The sequence below is a fragment of the Neisseria sp. HMSC31F04 genome, from assembly GCF_001807735.1.
Lineage (GTDB): Bacteria > Pseudomonadota > Gammaproteobacteria > Burkholderiales > Neisseriaceae > Neisseria > Neisseria elongata.
The window spans coordinates 12,793-31,900 of sequence record NZ_KV790835.1 but is presented as its reverse complement, the minus strand read 5'-3'; the positions used below and the strand labels follow the sequence as shown (position 1 = coordinate 31,900).

Here is a 19,108-nt window from a genome sequence, read left to right as displayed (position 1 = left end):
CGGCGATGTACCAAATCCGCTATAATCCATCGGTTTACACCAACCGCGCGGTTCGCAAACCTCCCGCGTTACCAAAACTAGGACTCACCATGCAAAACCGACAAGCCTTGGTCATCTTCTCCGGCGGCCAAGATTCCACCACCTGCCTGATTCAGGCGATTCAAACCTACGGGCGCGAAAACGTCCAAACCATCACCTTCCAATACGGACAACGCCACGCTGTCGAGCTGGAACGCGCCCGCTGGATCGCGCAGGATTTGGGTGTCAAACAAACCGTACTCGACTTGAGCCTGATGCAGCAGATTACGCACAATGCCCTGATGGATGACACTGCCGCCATCGAAACCGCTTCAGACGGTCTGCCCAATACCTTCGTGGACGGACGCAACGCCCTGTTCCTGCTCTATGCCGCCATCTACGCCAAAGGACAGGGCATCAGGCACATCATCGCGGGCGTGTGCGAAACCGACTTCTCCGGCTACCCCGACTGCCGCGACGTGTTCGTCAAATCCATGAACGTCACCCTCAATCTGGCGATGGACTACGCCTTCCAAATTCACACCCCGCTGATGTACCTGACCAAAGCGCAAACTTGGGCGTTGGCGGACGAAATGGGCGCGCTGGACTACATCCGCGAGCAGACCCACACCTGCTACAACGGCATCGTCGGCGGCTGCCACGAATGCCCGAGCTGCGTGTTACGCGAGCGCGGGCTGGCGGAATATTTGGAAAACCAAAAGGCCGTCTGAAAAATAAACGACTGCAAGCCGCATATGTCTCGATTGCATTATGAAATACCCAATAAAACATATTGTTAAATATTTATATAATCAGACAAGGCGGCGTTATCAGGGCTTACAGTCGATTTATTATTCCTAAATCAAGAAGCAAAAGGGCAGAAAAAGGATATTTTTCAAAGCCCAATCATCGGCTTAGTTATATCGGGCCAAAAGAAAAAATGTATGGGATTGTTGCATTTTGTCCCGCAAACAAACTGCCGGCTCAAAATATCCGCAACACGGGATAATTTTGTTTGCCCCCAAGGCTTATCCACCAATATAATGGGCGGTTTTTTAGAACACCTTACGCAGCCCGTTCGTACCGGAAGGATACCCCAACCTGTGCGACCGACCCGTATTCACCTCTTCGAGTTCCGTTCCAGCCGGTATCGAGTTTCTTTGGAGCATTAAAGATGACCACAGAACCCGCCGCCCAGCCCTATCTGCAAATCAAAGGCCTGGTTAAAAAATTCGGCAGCACTTTTGCCGTCCGCCAAATCAATCTTGACATCCAACAGCATGAAATTTTCGCCTTACTGGGCAGTTCCGGCAGCGGAAAATCAACCCTGCTGCGCATGCTGGCCGGCATGGAAACCCCGAGTGAAGGCAGCATCATCCTGGACGGCCAGGATATTACCGCCCTCGCCCCCTATGAGCGTCCGATCAACATGATGTTCCAAAGCTACGCCCTCTTCCCGCATATGACGGTTGAGCAGAACATCGCATTCGGTTTGAAACAAGACAAATTGCCTGCCGATGAAATCAATGCGCGGGTCGAAGAAATGCTCCGCCTGGTACAAATGACCAAATACGCCAAACGCAAGCCGCACCAACTCTCAGGCGGCCAGCAACAGCGTGTGGCACTCGCACGTTCCCTGGCCAAGCGTCCGAAGCTGCTGCTGTTGGACGAACCTTTGGGTGCATTGGATAAAAAACTGCGCCAGCAAACCCAGCTTGAACTGGTCAATACTTTGGAAAAAGTGGGGGTAACCTGCATCATGGTTACCCATGACCAAGAAGAAGCCATGACCATGGCTACCCGTGTGGCGATTATGTCCGACGGCGAGCTGCAACAAGTGGATACACCGAGCAATATCTATGATTATCCCAACAGCCGCTTTACCGCCGAATTTATCGGCGAAACCAATATTTTTGAAGGGAAAGTGGTACACAAAGACGAAGGGCATGCCCTAATCGAATGTGACGAACTGCCCAGCAAAATCTACACCGACCAAAAATTCGACGGAAAAGTCGATCAAACCATCTGGGTCAGCATCCGTCCCGAAGATATTGATTTACACAAAGAAAAACCCGCGCACCGCGATACCCACAACTGGGCGAAAGGCACAGTAAAAGAAATTGCGTATTTAGGTAGCTTCGCGATTTATCACGTACAAATGCAGAGCGGCCGCATCATCAAAAGCCAAGTACCTGCCCCTTACTGGTATGTGCGTAACATTACGCCGCCTACTTGGGGTGATGAAGTGTATCTCGACTGGCCGGAAAACCAGCCTACCCCCCTAACCCGCTAGGAGGCCGTCTGAAATGTCCGTCAATATCAAACGCCGTCTGCGTCCGGGACGGAAATTGGTTATCGGCATCCCATATGTTTGGTTGCTGCTGCTGTTTTTAATACCTTTTTTCATCGTCCTGAAAATCAGCTTCGCCGAGCAGGATATTAAAATCCCGCCGTATACCGATTTATTTGTAACCGATCCGGAAACAGGCAAGCAGACTCTGCATATCGTTATGCAGAATTATAAAGAAATCTTGCAAAATTTCGGCGGTACACTGTCGCAAATGCTGGGACTGTCGCCTGCCGACGGCGATAGCAATATGTATCTGCGAACCTATTGGTCGTCGCTGAAGACAGCCTTCGTTACCACCCTGATCTGCCTTTTGCTCGGCTATCCGATGGCTTATGCCATTTCGCGTGCCAAACCGGCCTACCGGAACGGCCTGCTGCTGGCGATTATGCTGCCTTTCTGGACTTCCTTCCTGCTGCGTGTTTACGCTTGGATGGGGTTGCTTACTTCTAACGGCATCATTAACCACCTGCTGATCAAGTACGACATCATCGACGAACCGCTGAATATGTTCTACAACTCCTTTTCACTCCAGCTGGTGATGGTTTATGCCTACCTGCCGTTTATGATCCTGCCGCTTTACACCCAACTGATCAAACTCGATGGCAGGTTGCTGGAAGCCGCTTCCGACTTGGGTGCCGGCCCGATTAAAACCTTCTTCTCCATTACCCTGCCCCTGTCGAAAACCGGCATCGTCGCAGGATCGATGTTGGTTTTCGTTCCGGCTGTGGGTGAGTTCGTTATTCCGGACTTGGTTGGCGGATCGGATAACCTCATGATTGGCAAAGTATTATGGATGACTTTCTTTGAGCAGAATAACTGGCCTTTAGCCTCCGCTTTGGCTGTGGTTATGGTGCTGTTGCTGGTCGTGCCGATTACCTTCTATCACCGTTATGAAAACCGCCAATTGGAAGAAGGAGGGAAAAATGGCTAACAAACAGAAATTGTCTTGGTTTTTAAAAGCTATGCTTTTCCTCGGCCTGGCTTTTCTCTACATCCCTTTGATTGTATTGGTAGTCTACTCCTTCAACGATTCGAAGCTCGTTACCATCTGGGGCGGTTTTTCCACCAAATGGTATGCCAAGCTGCTGAATAACGACCAAATCTTGGAGGCCGCATGGCTGTCGCTCCGCATAGCCGTTGTCTCCTCCTTGGCCGCCACAGTACTCGGTACTTTAGCCGGTTATGCATTGGCTCGGATTAAACGTTTCCGCGGCAGCACCTTGTTTGCCGGCATGGTATCGGCACCCATGGTTATGCCCGACGTGATTACCGGCCTGTCGATGCTGCTGCTGATTATCCAAGTGCAAACCATGCTGCAAGGCATTTTCGGAAACACTTCTTCGTTCGGCAACGGCTTTTTTACCATTTTCCTCGGCCATGCCACCCTATGTATGGCTTACATTACCGTTGTCATCCGTGCCCGTCTGGCCGAGCTTGACCAGTCTTTGGAAGAAGCGGCTATGGATCTGGGTGCGCGCCCGCTGAAGATTTTTTTCGTGATTACCCTGCCGCTGATTATGCCGGCCATAGTTTCCGGCTTCCTGCTCGGCGTTACCTTGTCGCTGGATGATTTGGTGATTACCTCGTTCTTGTCCGGTCCCGGCTCATCCACCCTGCCGCAAGTGATTTTCTCCAAAATCAAACTCGGACTTGATCCGCAAATGAACGTGTTGGCCACCATCATCATTGCAATCGTCGGTACTTTGGTTATCATCATGAACTGGTATATGATGCGTCAGACCACCCGACGCGAACGTGAGGCTGCCGAGGCGGAACGGCAAGAGAGGCTAGCAATGGAACAAGCCATCCATCATTGATGCAGACAGTCAAATAAGCATATAGTAGAGGCCGTCTGAAAACCATTGTCCGTATCCCGGCATATGTTTTCAGACGGCCTTTTTGAAAAACAAAAAACGACCCCATACAGTCATCAACTTTCACTTAAAACCATCCCCATGAATTCAAACAACGATTTTCAAGCCATTTTAAAAGACCTTGGAAAACAGGCGCGGAAAACAGCGGAAAAACAGGTCGCAAAACAGCAGGCGGTGCAAAGCGAACAAAATAAGCAAATAGATTTTTCGGCCATAATGGCCGATGTCAAACCCCTGAAAAGCGGCAGCGGCCGTTATGAGCAACCGCGCGATTTATCCCCTATCAAACCGCGCCCCAAAGACGATGGAAAATCTTTGGAAGACGGCTACTTTTATATCGGGGACGGGCAATGGCTCGACATCCCCTCTTCATTCAGCAAAAACGGACGCGGTCAAAACGACATCAAACGCCTGCAAAGCGGCTATTACCCCGTTGTTGCCGATGTCGACCTGCACGGCTACACACAAGAAGAAGCCCAACAGGTATTGAACGAATTTATTGCTTTCGTCCAACGGCGGGGGGTATGCGGGGAAATTATCCATGGCAGCGGATTGGGTTCCTCCGGATATCAGCCAAAGTTAAAAAACCTGGTCCGCCGTTGGCTGATGATGCATCCCGACGTTTTGGCCTACGCCGAACCGCATAAAAATAATGACGGCGCAGTCCTCATCCTACTCAAGCGGCAGCGGAAAACAGATGAGTCGACAGACTGACTCTTTACTTTTTTTAACCTTAAAAGGCCGTCTGAAAGCATCTTTAGCGCATCGGCGGTAAATTTTCTTTTTTGATTTATTTATTCTTTATCGAACAATAACCGGACTGTATTTCAGCTATCGGAAGTTTGAAAAAGAAAAAATACCCTCTTTGCTGCGGTATGCTTTTTTGATTCCGCACAAATATGGCCCATGACGGTTTGCAAGCCCTGCCGATAACTGATAGCATTTCGGCGCGAAAATGTATCGCTAAAAAACGCTTTACAACCGTTTCAAAAACTTTGTTTAACAAGCTTTTGAAAGCTATACATATTACTTCAATTACCCCCCTTTTCGTCCGTCTTTCGGCCGTTAGGGAAAATTTCAGACGGCCTCCATGTCCGCAAACTCAACATCGCGGCGTTGTGCCGTGTTCCGTAACTCTCCACTGAAGGGATTATCCATGTCCAACCAAATTAACGACATCGATCCGATTGAAACTCAGGAATGGTTAGATGCCTTAAGCTCCGTGCTGGAAAACGAAGGCACCGAGCGAGCGCATTTCCTGCTGGAAAATCTGGTGAAATACACCCGCCGCCGCGGCATCCACATGCCGTTTGACGCGACTACCGCCTATTTGAATACGATTCCGGTAGGCAAAGAGCAGAAATCGCCCGGCAATCACGAGCTGGAACACCGCATCCGCTCCATCATCCGCTGGAATGCGGCTGCCATGGTACTGCGCGCGGGCAAAAAAGATTTGGAACTGGGCGGCCATATCGCCTCCTTCCAATCTGCTGCCACTTTGTATGATGTCGGCTTCAACCACTTCTGGCGCGCCAAAGGCGAAGGCGAAGAAGGCGATTTGGTATTCGTACAAGGCCACTCTGCCCCCGGCATCTATGCCCGCGCCTATGTGGAAGGCCGTCTGACAGACGAACAATTGGATAATTTCCGTCAGGAAGTCGGCGGTAACGGCCTGCCGTCTTACCCTCACCCGCACCTGCTGCCCGACTTCTGGCAGTTCCCGACTGTATCGATGGGCTTGGGTCCGCTGATGGCGATTTATCAGGCGCGCTTCCTGAAATATCTGGATTCACGCGGTTTGAGTAAAACCAAAGGCCGCAAAGTTTGGGTATTCTGCGGCGACGGTGAAATGGACGAGCCGGAAAGCCAAGGCGCAATCGCATTGGCGGCACGCGAAGGCTTGGACAACCTGATTTTCGTCATCAACTGTAACCTGCAGCGTTTGGACGGCCCGGTTCGCGGCAACGGCAAAATTATTCAGGAATTGGAAGGTAACTTCCGCGGTGCCGGCTGGAATGTATTGAAAGTGATTTGGGGTAGCCGTTGGGACGCACTGCTGGCACGCGACACCAACAACGCACTGAAAAATCGCATGAACGAATGTCTGGACGGCGACTACCAGACTTATAAATCCAAAGACGGTGCATATGTCCGCGAACATTTCTTCAACACGCCCGAGTTGAAAGCCTTGGTGGCCAATATGTCCGATGACGAAATCTGGGCATTGAACCGCGGCGGCCACGACCCGCACAAAGTATATGCGGCTTATTATGAAGCGGTGAATAATGCGGACGGCCGTCCGACCGTGATTCTGGCCAAAACCATTAAAGGCTACGGCATGGGCCAATCCGGCGAAGCGCAAAACGTCGCCCACCAGGCGAAAAAAATGGACAAGGCTTCGTTGAAGCAGTTCCGCGACCGCTTCGGCATCAAGGTAACCGACGAGCAAATCGAGAGCGGCGACCTGCCTTACATCCGTTTTGCGGAAGACAGCGAAGAGATGAAATATCTGCGCGAGCGTCGCAACGCCTTGGGCGGTTATCTGCCGCAGCGCAACCCGAACAACGAAGCATTGCCGATTCCCGCTTTGGCCGATTTCGACGCACAACTGCAATCCAGCGGCGACCGCGAATTTTCAACCACAATGGCATTTGTCCGCGTGTTGGCCACTCTGTTGAAAGACAAGCAAATCGGCAAACGTATCGTACCGATTGTACCTGACGAAAGCCGTACCTTCGGTATGGAAGGCATGTTCCGCCAATACGGCATCTGGAATCCGAAAGGCCAGCAGTACACGCCGCAGGATAAAGACCAGCTGATGTTCTATAAGGAATCGGTAGACGGTCAGATTTTGCAGGAAGGCATCAACGAACCGGGTGCGATGGCCGACTGGATTGCGGCTTCGACCAGTTATGCGAACAACCGTTTCGCCATGATTCCGTTCTATATTTATTATTCTATGTTCGGCTTCCAGCGTGTCGGCGATTTGGCCTGGGCGGCAGGCGATATGCATGCGCGCGGCTTCCTGCTGGGCGGCACTGCCGGCCGGACGACGCTGAACGGCGAAGGTTTGCAGCACGAAGACGGCCACAGCCATGTTCAGGCCGACCTGATTCCGACCTGCGTCTCCTACGACCCGACTTTCTCTTATGAAGTGGCGGTGATTGTTCACAGCGGCCTGCAACGGATGTATGTGGACAACGAAGACGTTTTCTTCTACATCACACTGATGAACGAGAACTACACCCATCCCGCCCTGCCGCAACGCGAAGGCATCGAAGAAGAAATCCTGAAAGGTATGTATCTCTTCAAAGCCGGTGAAAAAGGCGGCAAAAAAGTTCAGCTGATGGGTTCGGGTACGATTTTCCAAGAAGTGCTTGCTGCTGCCGACCTGTTGAAACAAGATTTCGGTGTCGATGCGGACGTTTGGTCCTGCCCGTCCTTCAACCTGCTGCACCGCGACGCCATCGAAGTGGAACGCTACAACCGCCTGCACCCGCTGGAAGAGAACAAACTGCCGTTCGTTACCAGCCAACTGCAAGGCCACGAAGGCCCGGTGGTCGCCGCCACGGATTATGTCCGCAGTTTCGCCGACCGCATCCGTGCGTATATCCCCAATGATTATCATGTGTTGGGTACGGACGGTTTCGGCCGCTCCGACAGCCGCGCCAACCTGCGCTCGTTCTTCGAAGTGGACCGCTACAATATCGCGGTTACCGCGCTCAGCGCCTTGGCCGACCAGGGCAAAATCGGTAAGGAAACGGTTCAGCAAGCGATTGAGAAATACGGTGTTAAAACCGATACCGCGCCAAGCTGGAAACGTTAAGCGGCTTTCAGACGGCCTGACATTGATTGGACGGCCGTCTGAAAAGGAATCAATCAGGCCGTCTGAAAAAGGCTTCTTATTTTCAGACGGCATCACAAGATACAAAAGGAAGGCTCAATGAGCATCGTAGAAATCAAAGTACCCGATATCGGCGGTCATGAAAACGTGGACATCATCGCCGTAGAAGTCAAAGCCGGCGACACCATTGCCGTGGACGACACCCTGATTACGCTGGAAACCGACAAAGCCACCATGGACGTGCCTGCCGATGCGGCCGGTGTGGTTAAGGAAGTCAAAGTCAAAGTGGGCGACAAAGTGTCCGAAGGCAGCGTCATCCTGCTGGTGGAATCTGCCACTGCAGCTGATGCGCCCGCCGCACCTGTTGCCGAAGCCCCTGCCGCCGCTACGGCTCCAGCACCCGCTGCCGCCCCCGCCGCTGCCGGCGGGGTGGAAGTTGTTGCCGTTCCCGACATCGGCGGCCATGAAAACGTGGACATCATCGCCGTTGAAATCAAAGTCGGCGACACTGTTTCCGTTGACGACACCCTGATTACGCTGGAAACCGATAAAGCCACCATGGACGTCCCTTGTACCGCTGCCGGCGTAGTGAAAGCCGTGCTGGTGAAAGTAGGCGACAAAGTATCCGAAGGCGCGCCGATTATCGAAGTGGAAACCGCCGGTTCTGCTGCGGCTGCCCCAGCCCCTGCGGCCGAAGCCCCGAAAGCGACCGCCGCCCCCGCCCCTGCGGCAGCACCTGTTTCTGCGCCCGCACCTGTCGCCGCCCCCGTGGCAGCGTTCGGGAGCACGCCGGTAAACGAAGCGGCATTTGCCAAAGCCCATGCCGGCCCCTCCGCCCGCAAACTGGCACGCGAATTGGGTGTGGATTTGGGTTTGGTAAAAGGCACAGGCCTGAAAGGCCGCATTGTAGGCGACGACATCAAAGCCTTCGTCAAAGCCGCATTACAGGGCGGTGCGGGCAAAGGTGCGCCTGCAGCAGCCGGTGCGTCTTTGGGCGGCGGTTTAGATTTGCTGCCGTGGCCGAAGGTGGACTTTGCCAAATTCGGTGAAGTGGAAGTGAAAGAGTTGAGCCGAATCAAGAAAATTTCCGGCCAAAACCTGTCGCGCAACTGGGTGATGATTCCGCACGTTACCGTAAACGAAGAAGCGGACATGACCGATTTGGAAGAATTCCGCAAACAGTTGAACAAGGAATGGGAACGCGAAGGCGTGAAACTGTCGCCGTTGGCCTTTATCATCAAGGCTTCCGTCAGCGCGCTGAAACAATTCCCCGAATTCAATTCGTCTTTGGACGGCGATAACCTGGTATTGAAAAAATACTTCCACATCGGTTTTGCCGCCGACACGCCGAACGGCCTGGTTGTACCGGTGATTAAAGATGTGGATAAAAAAGGCCTGAAAGAAATCAGCCAAGAATTGACCGAGCTGAGCAAGAAAGCCCGTGAAGGCAAACTCAAACCGCAGGAAATGCAGGGCGCGTGCTTTACCATTTCCAGCTTGGGCGGCATCGGCGGCACCGGCTTTACGCCGATTGTAAATGCTCCCGAAGTGGCCATTTTGGGCGTGTGCAAATCCCAAATCAAACCGGTTTGGAACGGCAAAGAGTTTGAGCCGCGCCTGATGTGCCCGCTGTCGCTGTCGTTCGACCACCGCGTTATCGACGGTGCGGCCGGCATGCGCTTTACCGTGTTCTTGGCCAATCTGCTGAAAGATTTCCGCCGCATCACGCTGTAAGCATTTCGGACGGTTCTTGATGCAAAAGGCCGTCTGAAAACGCGAATCCGGCGGTTTCAGACGGCCTTCCCCCTTTTAAAATTGGAATATCAATGAACGAAAAACAAATCCGCATCCTGTCTGTTGTCGCCACCATCACCGCCGTGTGTATGTATGTGGCCTACATCCCGCAGATTCAGGCCAACCTGGCCGGACACAAAGGCTCGCCATGGCAACCTTTGGCTGCGGCGATAAACTGTACGTTGTGGGTAGCTTACGGATTATTCAAAAAACCGCGCGACCTGCCGGTGGCCATCGCCAACGCGCCGGGCATCGTGTTGGGATTATTTGCCTTCATAACCAGTTTTTAATATCGAATTCGGCAGGCCGTCTAAAAACACCGGCCTGTCCGCGAAAGGTTTGAAATGAGTTTGATCGAATTAAAAGTACCCGATATCGGCGGCCACGAAAACGTGGACATCATCGCCGTTGAAATCAAAGCGGGCGATACTGTCGCCGTAGATGACACCCTGATTACATTGGAAACCGACAAAGCCACCATGGACGTTCCTGCCGAAGCCGCAGGCGTGGTAAAAGAAGTGAAAGTCAAAGTAGGCGACAAAATTTCCGAAGGCGGCGTGATTGCCGTTATCGAAGCCGCCGGTGCGTCTGCCGCTGCCGAAGCACCGAAAGCCGCTGCAGCCCCCGCTCCTGCCCAAGAAACACCCAAAGCCGCTGCGCCCGCACCGCAGGCGGCGCAATTTGCCGGTTCTGCCGATGCCGAATACGACGTGGTGGTATTGGGCGGCGGCCCGGGCGGTTATTCCGCCGCATTTGCAGCAGCCGACGAAGGCCTGAAAACCGCCATCATCGAGCAATACAGCACCTTGGGCGGCGTGTGCCTGAACGTGGGCTGTATTCCGTCCAAAGCGCTGCTGCACAACGCCGCCGTGATTGACGAAGTGAAACACTTGGTGAAAAACGGCATCAAATTCGGCGAACCCGAAATCAACGTGGACGAACTGCGCGGCTACAAAGAAAAAGTCGTCGCCAAACTCACCAGCGGCCTGGCAGGCATGGCCAAAGCACGCAAAGTGGACATCATCCAAGGTAACGGCCAATTCGTGGGCGCGAACCACATTGAAGTATCGCTCACCGAATCCGCACAATACGAACAAGCCACCGCAACCGGCGCGAAAAAAACCGTTGCCTTCAAAAACTGTATCATCGCCGTGGGCAGCCGCGTGGTGAAACTGCCCTTCATCCCCGAAGACCCACGTATTGTGGACAGCACCGGTGCGCTTGAGCTGCGTCAAAACGGCGGCAAACTGCCTGAAAAAATGCTGGTCATCGGCGGCGGCATCATCGGCCTGGAAATGGGTACCGTGTACAGCACGCTGGGCGCACGCCTGGATGTAGTGGAAATGATGGACGGCCTGATGCAGGGCGCAGACCGCGACTTGGTGAAAGTGTGGGAGAAAATGAACGCCCACCGCTTCGACAACATCATGACCAATACCAAAACCGTGGCCGTGGAAGCCAAAAAAGACGGCATCTACGTAACCTTTGAAGGCGAAAAAGCACCGAAAGAGCCGCAACGCTACGACTTGGTGCTGGTGGCTGCCGGCCGCGCGCCGAACGGCAAACTCTGCTCTGCCGAAAAAGCCGGTGTGGCCGTTACCGAACGCGGCTTCATCGAAGTGGACAAACAAATGCGCACCAATGTGCCGCACATCTACGCTATCGGCGACGTAGTCGGCCAACCCATGCTGGCGCACAAAGCCGTACACGAAGGCCATGTGGCTGCCGAAAACTGTGCCGGCCACAAAGCCTACTTCGACGCACGCGTGATTCCGGGCGTGGCCTATACCGACCCCGAAGTGGCTTGGGTGGGCGTTACCGAAGAAATCGCCAAACGCGACGGCATCAAAATCACCAAAGCCGTATTCCCGTGGGCTGCCAGCGGCCGCGCCATTGCCAACGGCCGCGACGAAGGCTTCACCAAGCTGATTTTCGACGCGGAAAGCGGCCTGATTATCGGCGGTGGTATCGTCGGTACGCACGCGGGCGATATGATCGGCGAAATCTGCCTGGCCATCGAAATGGGCTGCGATGCAACCGACATCGGCAAAACCATCCATCCGCACCCCACCTTGGGCGAAAGCATCGGCATGGCGGCGGAAGTGGCCAACGGCACTTGCACCGATTTGCCGCCGCAAAAGAAAAAGAAATAATGTAGTGTAAAAAACAAGGCCGTCTGAATAGCCCTACCCGGTTTTCAGACGGCCTTCCGTATTGCGGCAGGCTATCGGATTGGTTAAAATCACGCATTCCAATACTGGTACAGCATCATGACTAAATTTATTTTCGTAACCGGCGGCGTCGTATCTTCACTCGGAAAAGGTATCGCCGCCGCTTCTATTGCCGCCATCCTTGAATCGCGCGGTCTGAACGTGACCATGCTCAAGCTCGACCCTTATATCAACGTCGACCCCGGCACCATGAGTCCGTTCCAGCACGGCGAAGTGTTCGTTACAGACGACGGCGCGGAAACCGACCTCGACTTGGGACACTACGAACGTTTCATCAACGCCACCATGACCCGCCGCAACAGCTTCAGCACGGGGCAGGTGTACGAAAACGTTATCGCCAAAGAACGCCGCGGCGACTACCTCGGCGGCACGGTTCAAGTCATCCCGCACATTACCGACGAAATCAAACGCCGCATCCACGAAGGCGCGGCAGGTTACGATGTGGCCATCGTCGAAATCGGCGGCACGGTCGGCGATATCGAATCGCTGCCGTTTTTGGAAGCCATCCGTCAGATGCGCAGCCAGTTGGGACGCAACAACACTTTGTTTGCCCACTTGAGCTACGTTCCCTACATCGCCGCCGCCGGCGAAATCAAAACCAAGCCGACCCAGCATACCGTTAAAGAAATGTTGAGCATCGGTTTGCAGCCCGACATCCTGATTTGCCGCATGGACAGAACCATGCCCGCGGACGAACGCCGCAAAATCGCCTTGTTCTGCAACGTGGAAGAGCGCGCGATTGTCGGCAGCTACGACGTGGACAGCATCTACGAATGCCCCGAAATGCTGCACGACCAAGGCATCGACAACATCATTACCGAGCAGTTGCAGCTTAACGTGCAACAGGCTGATTTGACCGCGTGGAAAAAAATCGTCCATGCCATCAAAAATCCGAAACACACCGTCAAAATCGCCATGGTCGGCAAATACGTCGATTTGACCGAATCCTACAAATCGCTGATCGAAGCGTTAAGGCACGCAGGCATACACACACAAACCGACGTGAAAATCGACTATATCGACAGTGAAAGCATAGAAAAAGACGGTATAGGCCGTCTGAAAGAATTCGATGCCATATTGGTTCCCGGCGGTTTCGGCGTGCGCGGCGTGGAAGGAAAAATCGCATCTGCCCGTTATGCGCGTGAAAACAACATTCCCTATCTCGGCATTTGCCTAGGCATGCAGATTGCCCTCATCGAATACGCACGCGATGTAGCAGGAATGAAAAATGCCAACTCCACCGAGTTCGACATCAAAACCGAATCTCCGGTCGTCGCCCTGATTGACGAATGGCAAACCGCCGACGGCAGCGTCGAAACCCGCGACGAATCCGCCGATTTGGGCGGCACCATGCGATTGGGCGCGCAAGAGGTCGAATTGAAAGCAGGCAGCCTCGCCGCCAAAATCTACGGCAGCGAACTGATTCGCGAGCGCCACCGCCACCGCTACGAAGTCAATAACAACTATGTTCCCGCGCTGGAGAAGGCGGGCTTGGTCATCGGCGGCGTATCTGCCGGACGCGAACGCTTGGTTGAAACCATCGAACTGCCGAACCACCCTTGGTTCTTCGCCTGCCAGTTCCACCCCGAGTTCACCTCCAACCCGCGCAAAGGCCATCCGTTGTTCACCGCCTTTATCAAAGCCGCACTGGCTAACCGTAAGAATCAATAGCAACACCCCTCAAACTCCAGGCCGTCTGAAAATTCAGACGGCCTTATTTTTCATCGGCGTTTCCACATACGTGTTTGATGAGTGTAAGCAGAACATAACGGCTTGCTTCCGGCGATAAGGATAAAGGCATTCGCAAAAATTTCGTTATTTAAAACAGATGCTTCTCCTCAATTAACTACATTCCTCCCTCTCTTTGCCTTTATGATAGAACTCTTTTTTACCGTTTTAGCAGCCTGCTTATATTTATTCAACATTCGTATTCAGCCTGAATGAGGCATTATTATTCACACAAAAATACAATAAATAACAAATATCATTTATAATGAATGGGCATAAAAAATTATGCAATTTTTTTTTTAACTTTTATTTGCAACCCATCTGAGGAATCATCACAATGTCTATGAAAATTGCCTTCCCCTCCCAATTCTCCCTCAGCCTTATAACCTTGGCATTAAGCAGCAGTTTCGCCCATGCAAACAATGTCGAATCCACAACGGAAACGCATGATGCATTACCCAGCGTTACCGTCAAAGGCTCTGATTTATCTACTCACCGTATCCGCACACAAAAATTGGACGAAACCACGGCCACCGACATGAAAGACGTTTTATTCAACGAACCGTCAGTCAGTTTCGGCGGGGGAAACGGCACTTCGCAATGGATGACCATCCGGGGCATGGGGCAGGATCAGATTGACGTTAAAGTAGATAATACATATTCGGATACCCAATTGTTCCACCATAACGGCAGATTCTTGTTTGACCCGGCATTGGTAAAAGTAATCGGCGTACAAAAAGGCACCGGCTCGGCGTCGGCAGGCATCGGGGCAACCAGCGGGGCAATCGTGGCGGAGACGGTAGATGCCAAAGATTTGCTGCGTGAGGGGCAAAATATCGGTTTCAAACTGAATGCCGGGGTTTCAAGCAATAAAGGACACAGTCAAGGATTCTCGGTTTACGGACAAGCCGGCGGTTTTGATGCCTTATTTGCCGCCAATTGGGTCAATAAACGGGACTATAAGCCGGGTAAAGGCTATAAAGGCCTGGATGGTAGTGAAACCGTGCATAACAGCGCACTCGGTCAGCGGGGCTTGTTAGGAAAAATCAGTTACAACTTTAATGAAAACCACCGTTTGATTTTGAGCCATCGGCAGGAGAAAACCTACGGCACACGGGCTTTGCGTGAAGAATTTGATTTTTCCCAATCATGTAAAACACGTGGCCGGAACGGCCCCATCATCTACCGCCCGGATGGAACCTGCGAACCCAATACGGACAACAACGCCCCCCGCTACCGCACGCTGACCCAAAACACCACCAATCTCGAATACCGCGGTGCCGATATAGGATTCATCAGTAAAGCCAAGGCCAACGTTTATTTGAAGAATGTAACGCGGGACGAAGCATCGGGGCACCAATATGAACTGGATGCAAAACTCCGCACGACAGGGGCAAACGTGAATCTCGACAGCCGCCTGTTCGACAAGCATACCTTGAAATACGGCTTTAACTGGCGGCATCAAAAAGCCATCCCGAAAGAATTAGGCAACGGTGCGAGCAACGAGAAAAAAACCGATACCGGACTTTATTTGGAAGGAATTTGGGATATAGAACCCGTAACGCTGACCACCGGCTTGCGCTACGACCATTTCGGCGTCACTTTTTCAGACGGCCGTAAAATAACCGGCAGTAATATCAATCCCAGTATCGGTGCGATTTACGACATCACACCTCAATTATCCGTCAATGCCAGTTTGAACTATGCCACCCGAAGCCCGCGTCTGACCGAAGTCGCCCTGTCGGGAGGAAGCGTCCGCCGTGCTGCCGATAACCTGAAAGCCGAAAAATCCCGTAATGCGGAAGTCGGCATCAAATACAATCTGAATCAGGCCTTGTCTGTCAATGCCTCATATTTCAACCAGGAAATCAAAGATATTCAGGCTGTTCGCAACGGCATCTACTATAACGGCGGCAAATTGAAAAACAGCGGTTACGAAGCAAGCACCGCTTACAGTATGTCCGGTTTGACGGCGCGGGTCGGTGTCGCGTATAACAAACCGAAATTGGATGGCGCAAGCCTCGACTCTATCGTTACGGCTATTCCAATGGGCAGGACTTGGACTGCCGGCCTCTCCTATCGGTTTGACAACCCGAATCTCGAACTCGGCTGGCGCGGACGATACGTGCAACGTTCAAGTTATGCCACCAACACTGACCAACGCGGATCCGGCGGCAGCAATGTCAACCGCCCGGGTTACGGCGTAAACGATATTTACGCCAACTGGAAACCGACGGGCAAAGATGATTTGAACATCAACTTATCCGTCAATAACGTCGGCAACAAACTCTATAAACCGCACAGCCAACGGAGCAGCTCGGTTAACGGTTCTTCCCTGCCGGAAACCGGCCGAGATTTCCGCTTGGGCGTAAATTACCGTTTCTAAGAACGTATTCCAGATACTGTAAAAGAGACAGGCCGTCTGAAAACAACAAACTGCACCTTGAAGCCGGAGTTATCCCAGGCCGAAAGGTGCAGTTTTTTATCAACAAAATATGACGGCATAGCCAGATTGGCCGCTGCTTTAAGAATCCGCTTCTATTTACTTACCGCAGCAAGCCTTGTATTTTTTACCGCTCTCGCAAGGGCAAGGGTCGTTGCGGCCGATTTTTTCACCTTCTCGGCGGATGGTTTGCGGTTTGTTGATGACTGCCTGCCAATAGGCAAAAATATCGCGTACGGCGTAAGGGACTTCGTTTTGCAATCCGTTAATTTCCTGCCGGCTCAGATTGGACAAGATATCGTCCTCATCGTAAATGCCGCCCAAAGCCATAATCGGGTAAAACAGATCTTCAAATTCTTCATCGGCACTTTCGGCAAACCAATCTGTCGGCGTATTGTCCAACGCATAAAGATAGGCGTTGCACCAGGAAAAATAGTCGGGTTCGCCGTTTTCATCTTCATACAACGGCAATTCTGGGAGCTGTTTGTCTTTCAAATTCCGCTTTAATTCCTCCGCCCACTGTAAAACGGTTTCTTTGATGCGTTCGCGTTGCGCCGCATCGATGGCGGCATCACCGATTACGGCATCAATGACGGCATCGGCATCGTCCGCTATTTCATCGGGGCCGGATATAAGGGCCGTCAGATAGGCGTGAATTTCGTCGCAGCGCATCGCGCTGCCGTCTTCGGCATAAGCACCGAGGATTTCTTCAATGATTTCGATTGGTTGCAGAGACATATTGATTTCCATGTTTGGACAAGCAGCGCATTATTTCACAAATCGGTATTCGGGCACAATTTGCCTTATAATTTACCCCTGTCCGTTTTTTCAGACCGCAAATGATAATGTTTCCGCACACACCCCCCATCCTTCTCAAAATTGCCGCCCTTTCCGAGCATTGGGCTGATTTTTTCAGTCAGCTGTTCGCCCCTTCCGAATTCACGTCCGCCCTGCTGGAACGCAGTTTCCGACAAACTTCCGGCTGGATCGAGGCAGGCATCGTTATTGCCCTGGCAGCAGCCATGTGGTGGCTGTCTGAGTGGCTGTTGAAACGCTACACGTGGAAAACGCCCACCTACCTCGGTTTGCTCAAGCACATCGGCAAACGGATTCTTTGGCCTGTGCTGATGTGGTTTTCCGCCATTATTGCGTTGTCGGCATGGAACTTCGCCGGTTTCTCCTCCGTATGGCTCCGCCTGTTGCTGCTGGCCGCCAACTGGATGATTGCAATTCGGATTACTTTGGCCGTATTTCATGCCGCCTTGCCCGCAAAGCCGTGGAGCGACCGCTTGGAACGTACTTTGTCGGCGGTATTGTGGGTATTTTTCCTGCTGTGGATTTCGGGCATCGACGACATCATCATCAACTGGATGAAATCTTTAACCTTCTCCGTCGGCTCGTCAAAGCTCAGTTTGTGGAGCATCAGCACGGGTACTTTGTGGATAGGCATCATCCTGATTTTCGCCATGTGGCTGGCCAGATTCTTGCAAACCCGGTTGATGGCGAATACCCGTCTCGATTTGAGTTTGCGCATTATGCTGTCGAACATTGTTCGCGTCGTGCTGGTCGTTTTATCGGTGCTAATCGCCCTGCCGCTGGTGGGAATCGATTTGACCGTATTGTCGGTATTCGGCGGCGCGCTCGGTGTCGGTATCGGTTTCGGCCTGCAGAAAGTCGCCAGCAACTACATATCGGGCTTTTTGATTTTGGGCGACCGCTCCATCCGCCCGGGCGACCGGTTGACGGTCAATAACTTCACAGGCTATGTCACCAAAATCACTTCCCGCTTCGTCGTTCTCCGCAGCCCCGCAGGACCCGAGGCACTGATTCCGAACGAAACCTTCATCACCGATATGGTGATTAACGAATCCTATACCACGAAAGCCCTGAATCAAAACCTCAACATCCAGGTTTCTTACGATTCGGACATTGCGCGTGCCATGGAGATTATGATTGAAGCGGCTTCGCGCCAGGAGCGTATCGATACGGGCGAAAATCCGCCGAAAGCCTATTTAATCGGCTTCGGTTCGGACGGTATCGATTTGCGGCTGGGCTTTTGGGTGAAAGATCCCGAAAACGGTTTTCTCGGCCTTTTTTCCGCCATCCTGCTCGAAATCTGGCAGCGTTTTAACGAAGAAGGCATCTCCTTCCCCTTCCCTCAGCGCGAAGTACGGATTCTGAACGAAGCCCCGATACTGCCCGATCAGGCAAAACTTTCCGCCGCAGCAAAACAGGCCGCCGCCGATACCCGTTCACACGAACCCATGGCAGAGGAAGGCGGACAAGATGCCGTCTGAAAAGAAGAAAACGCCGAAACGGCCTGTTTCGGTATTGGTGGTTTTGCATGACGGCTGCGGCTGTGCCCTGCTGCTTGAACGTGCCGACCGGCCCGGCTTCTGGCAATCGGTTACCGGCAGTTTGGAAGCGGGCGAAACACCGACACAGGCCGCCTTGCGCGAAGTGGCGGAAGAAACCGGTATCCGCCTCCCGCCCGACGATTTACACGATTGGCACTACAGCACGGTTTACGAAATCTACCCGCACTGGCGACACCGCTATGCCGACGGTGTAACGCATAACACGGAACATCTTTTTTCCGCCCGCATCCCGCGCGAAAGCCCGCTGGCATTGTCGGAACATACGGCATACCGCTGGCTGCCGGCGGCGGCGGCGGCAGAACTGGCATTCTCACCGTCCAACCGCGAAGCCCTGCTGCGCTTTGCAGAGGCCGTCTGAAAGCGGACAGCCGCCATAAAAGGTTTACTTGTTCGGCTGCATTTCTCCGCCTTGCCGGTTTTATAGTGGATTAAATTTAAACCAGTACGG

The 19,108-nt window shown here is 52.8% G+C and carries 14 protein-coding genes; 13 read left to right on the top strand and 1 reads right to left on the bottom strand.

What is annotated here, in order from left to right:
• Positions 1–89: 89 nt before the first annotated feature.
• From queC to HMPREF3107_RS10740, 11 genes are all read left to right on the top strand, one after another.
• The gene (queC, locus tag HMPREF3107_RS10790) at positions 90–749 is read left to right on the top strand and encodes a 7-cyano-7-deazaguanine synthase QueC (RefSeq protein WP_070455397.1); all 660 of its coding nucleotides are present in this window, start codon (positions 90–92) and stop codon (positions 747–749) included.
• Between the two features lie 443 nt (positions 750–1,192).
• On the top strand, positions 1,193–2,311 hold the full coding sequence (locus tag HMPREF3107_RS10785) for an ABC transporter ATP-binding protein (RefSeq protein WP_003770088.1): 1,119 nt from the start codon (positions 1,193–1,195) through the stop codon (positions 2,309–2,311).
• A gap of 13 nt (positions 2,312–2,324) precedes the next feature.
• Positions 2,325–3,299, top strand: a complete 975-nt coding sequence (locus HMPREF3107_RS10780) for an ABC transporter permease subunit (RefSeq protein ID WP_070455395.1) — start codon at positions 2,325–2,327, stop codon at positions 3,297–3,299.
• Positions 3,292–4,185, top strand: coding sequence for an ABC transporter permease subunit (locus tag HMPREF3107_RS10775; protein ID WP_041961399.1), 894 nt, complete (start codon positions 3,292–3,294; stop codon positions 4,183–4,185). The genes HMPREF3107_RS10780 and HMPREF3107_RS10775 overlap by 8 nt, the downstream gene beginning before the upstream one ends.
• Before the next feature lie 138 nt (positions 4,186–4,323).
• Positions 4,324–4,956, top strand: a complete 633-nt coding sequence (locus tag HMPREF3107_RS10770; RefSeq protein WP_070455510.1) for a Smr/MutS family protein — start codon at positions 4,324–4,326, stop codon at positions 4,954–4,956.
• Positions 4,957–5,398: 442 nt separating this feature from the next.
• A complete protein-coding gene (gene aceE / locus HMPREF3107_RS10765; protein WP_070455393.1) occupies positions 5,399–8,068 on the top strand; it encodes a pyruvate dehydrogenase (acetyl-transferring), homodimeric type in 2,670 nt (889 codons plus the stop codon).
• A 117-nt stretch (positions 8,069–8,185) separates the two neighbouring features.
• Positions 8,186–9,820, top strand: a complete 1,635-nt coding sequence (gene aceF / locus HMPREF3107_RS10760; protein WP_070455391.1) for a dihydrolipoyllysine-residue acetyltransferase — start codon at positions 8,186–8,188, stop codon at positions 9,818–9,820.
• Positions 9,821–9,912: 92 nt separating this feature from the next.
• The gene (locus HMPREF3107_RS10755; protein WP_007342752.1) at positions 9,913–10,170 is read left to right on the top strand and encodes a SemiSWEET family transporter; all 258 of its coding nucleotides are present in this window, start codon (positions 9,913–9,915) and stop codon (positions 10,168–10,170) included.
• Between the two features lie 54 nt (positions 10,171–10,224).
• Positions 10,225–12,033: a dihydrolipoyl dehydrogenase gene (gene lpdA, locus HMPREF3107_RS10750; protein ID WP_070455389.1), complete on the top strand. Its 1,809-nt coding sequence runs from the start codon at positions 10,225–10,227 to the stop codon at positions 12,031–12,033.
• Between the two features lie 117 nt (positions 12,034–12,150).
• Positions 12,151–13,782, top strand: a complete 1,632-nt coding sequence (locus HMPREF3107_RS10745; RefSeq protein WP_049254362.1) for a CTP synthase — start codon at positions 12,151–12,153, stop codon at positions 13,780–13,782.
• A 394-nt stretch (positions 13,783–14,176) separates the two neighbouring features.
• The gene (locus HMPREF3107_RS10740) at positions 14,177–16,225 is read left to right on the top strand and encodes a TonB-dependent receptor domain-containing protein (RefSeq protein ID WP_083284682.1); all 2,049 of its coding nucleotides are present in this window, start codon (positions 14,177–14,179) and stop codon (positions 16,223–16,225) included.
• A gap of 156 nt (positions 16,226–16,381) precedes the next feature.
• Here HMPREF3107_RS10740 and HMPREF3107_RS10735 read toward each other — a convergent pair whose 3' ends face one another.
• On the bottom strand, positions 16,382–17,020 hold the full coding sequence (locus tag HMPREF3107_RS10735) for a YecA family protein (protein WP_083284690.1): 639 nt from the start codon (positions 17,018–17,020) through the stop codon (positions 16,382–16,384).
• Positions 17,021–17,127: 107 nt separating this feature from the next.
• Between HMPREF3107_RS10735 and HMPREF3107_RS10730 the strand changes: the two genes are divergently transcribed.
• Both HMPREF3107_RS10730 and nudB read left to right on the top strand, forming a co-directional pair.
• Positions 17,128–18,579 (top strand): mechanosensitive ion channel family protein, encoded by a 1,452-nt coding sequence (locus HMPREF3107_RS10730; RefSeq protein ID WP_070455383.1) that lies wholly within the window; start codon positions 17,128–17,130, stop codon positions 18,577–18,579.
• The gene (gene nudB / locus HMPREF3107_RS10725) at positions 18,569–19,018 is read left to right on the top strand and encodes a dihydroneopterin triphosphate diphosphatase (RefSeq protein WP_070455380.1); all 450 of its coding nucleotides are present in this window, start codon (positions 18,569–18,571) and stop codon (positions 19,016–19,018) included. Before HMPREF3107_RS10730 ends, nudB begins: the two co-directional genes overlap by 11 nt.
• Positions 19,019–19,108: the final 90 nt, after the last annotated feature.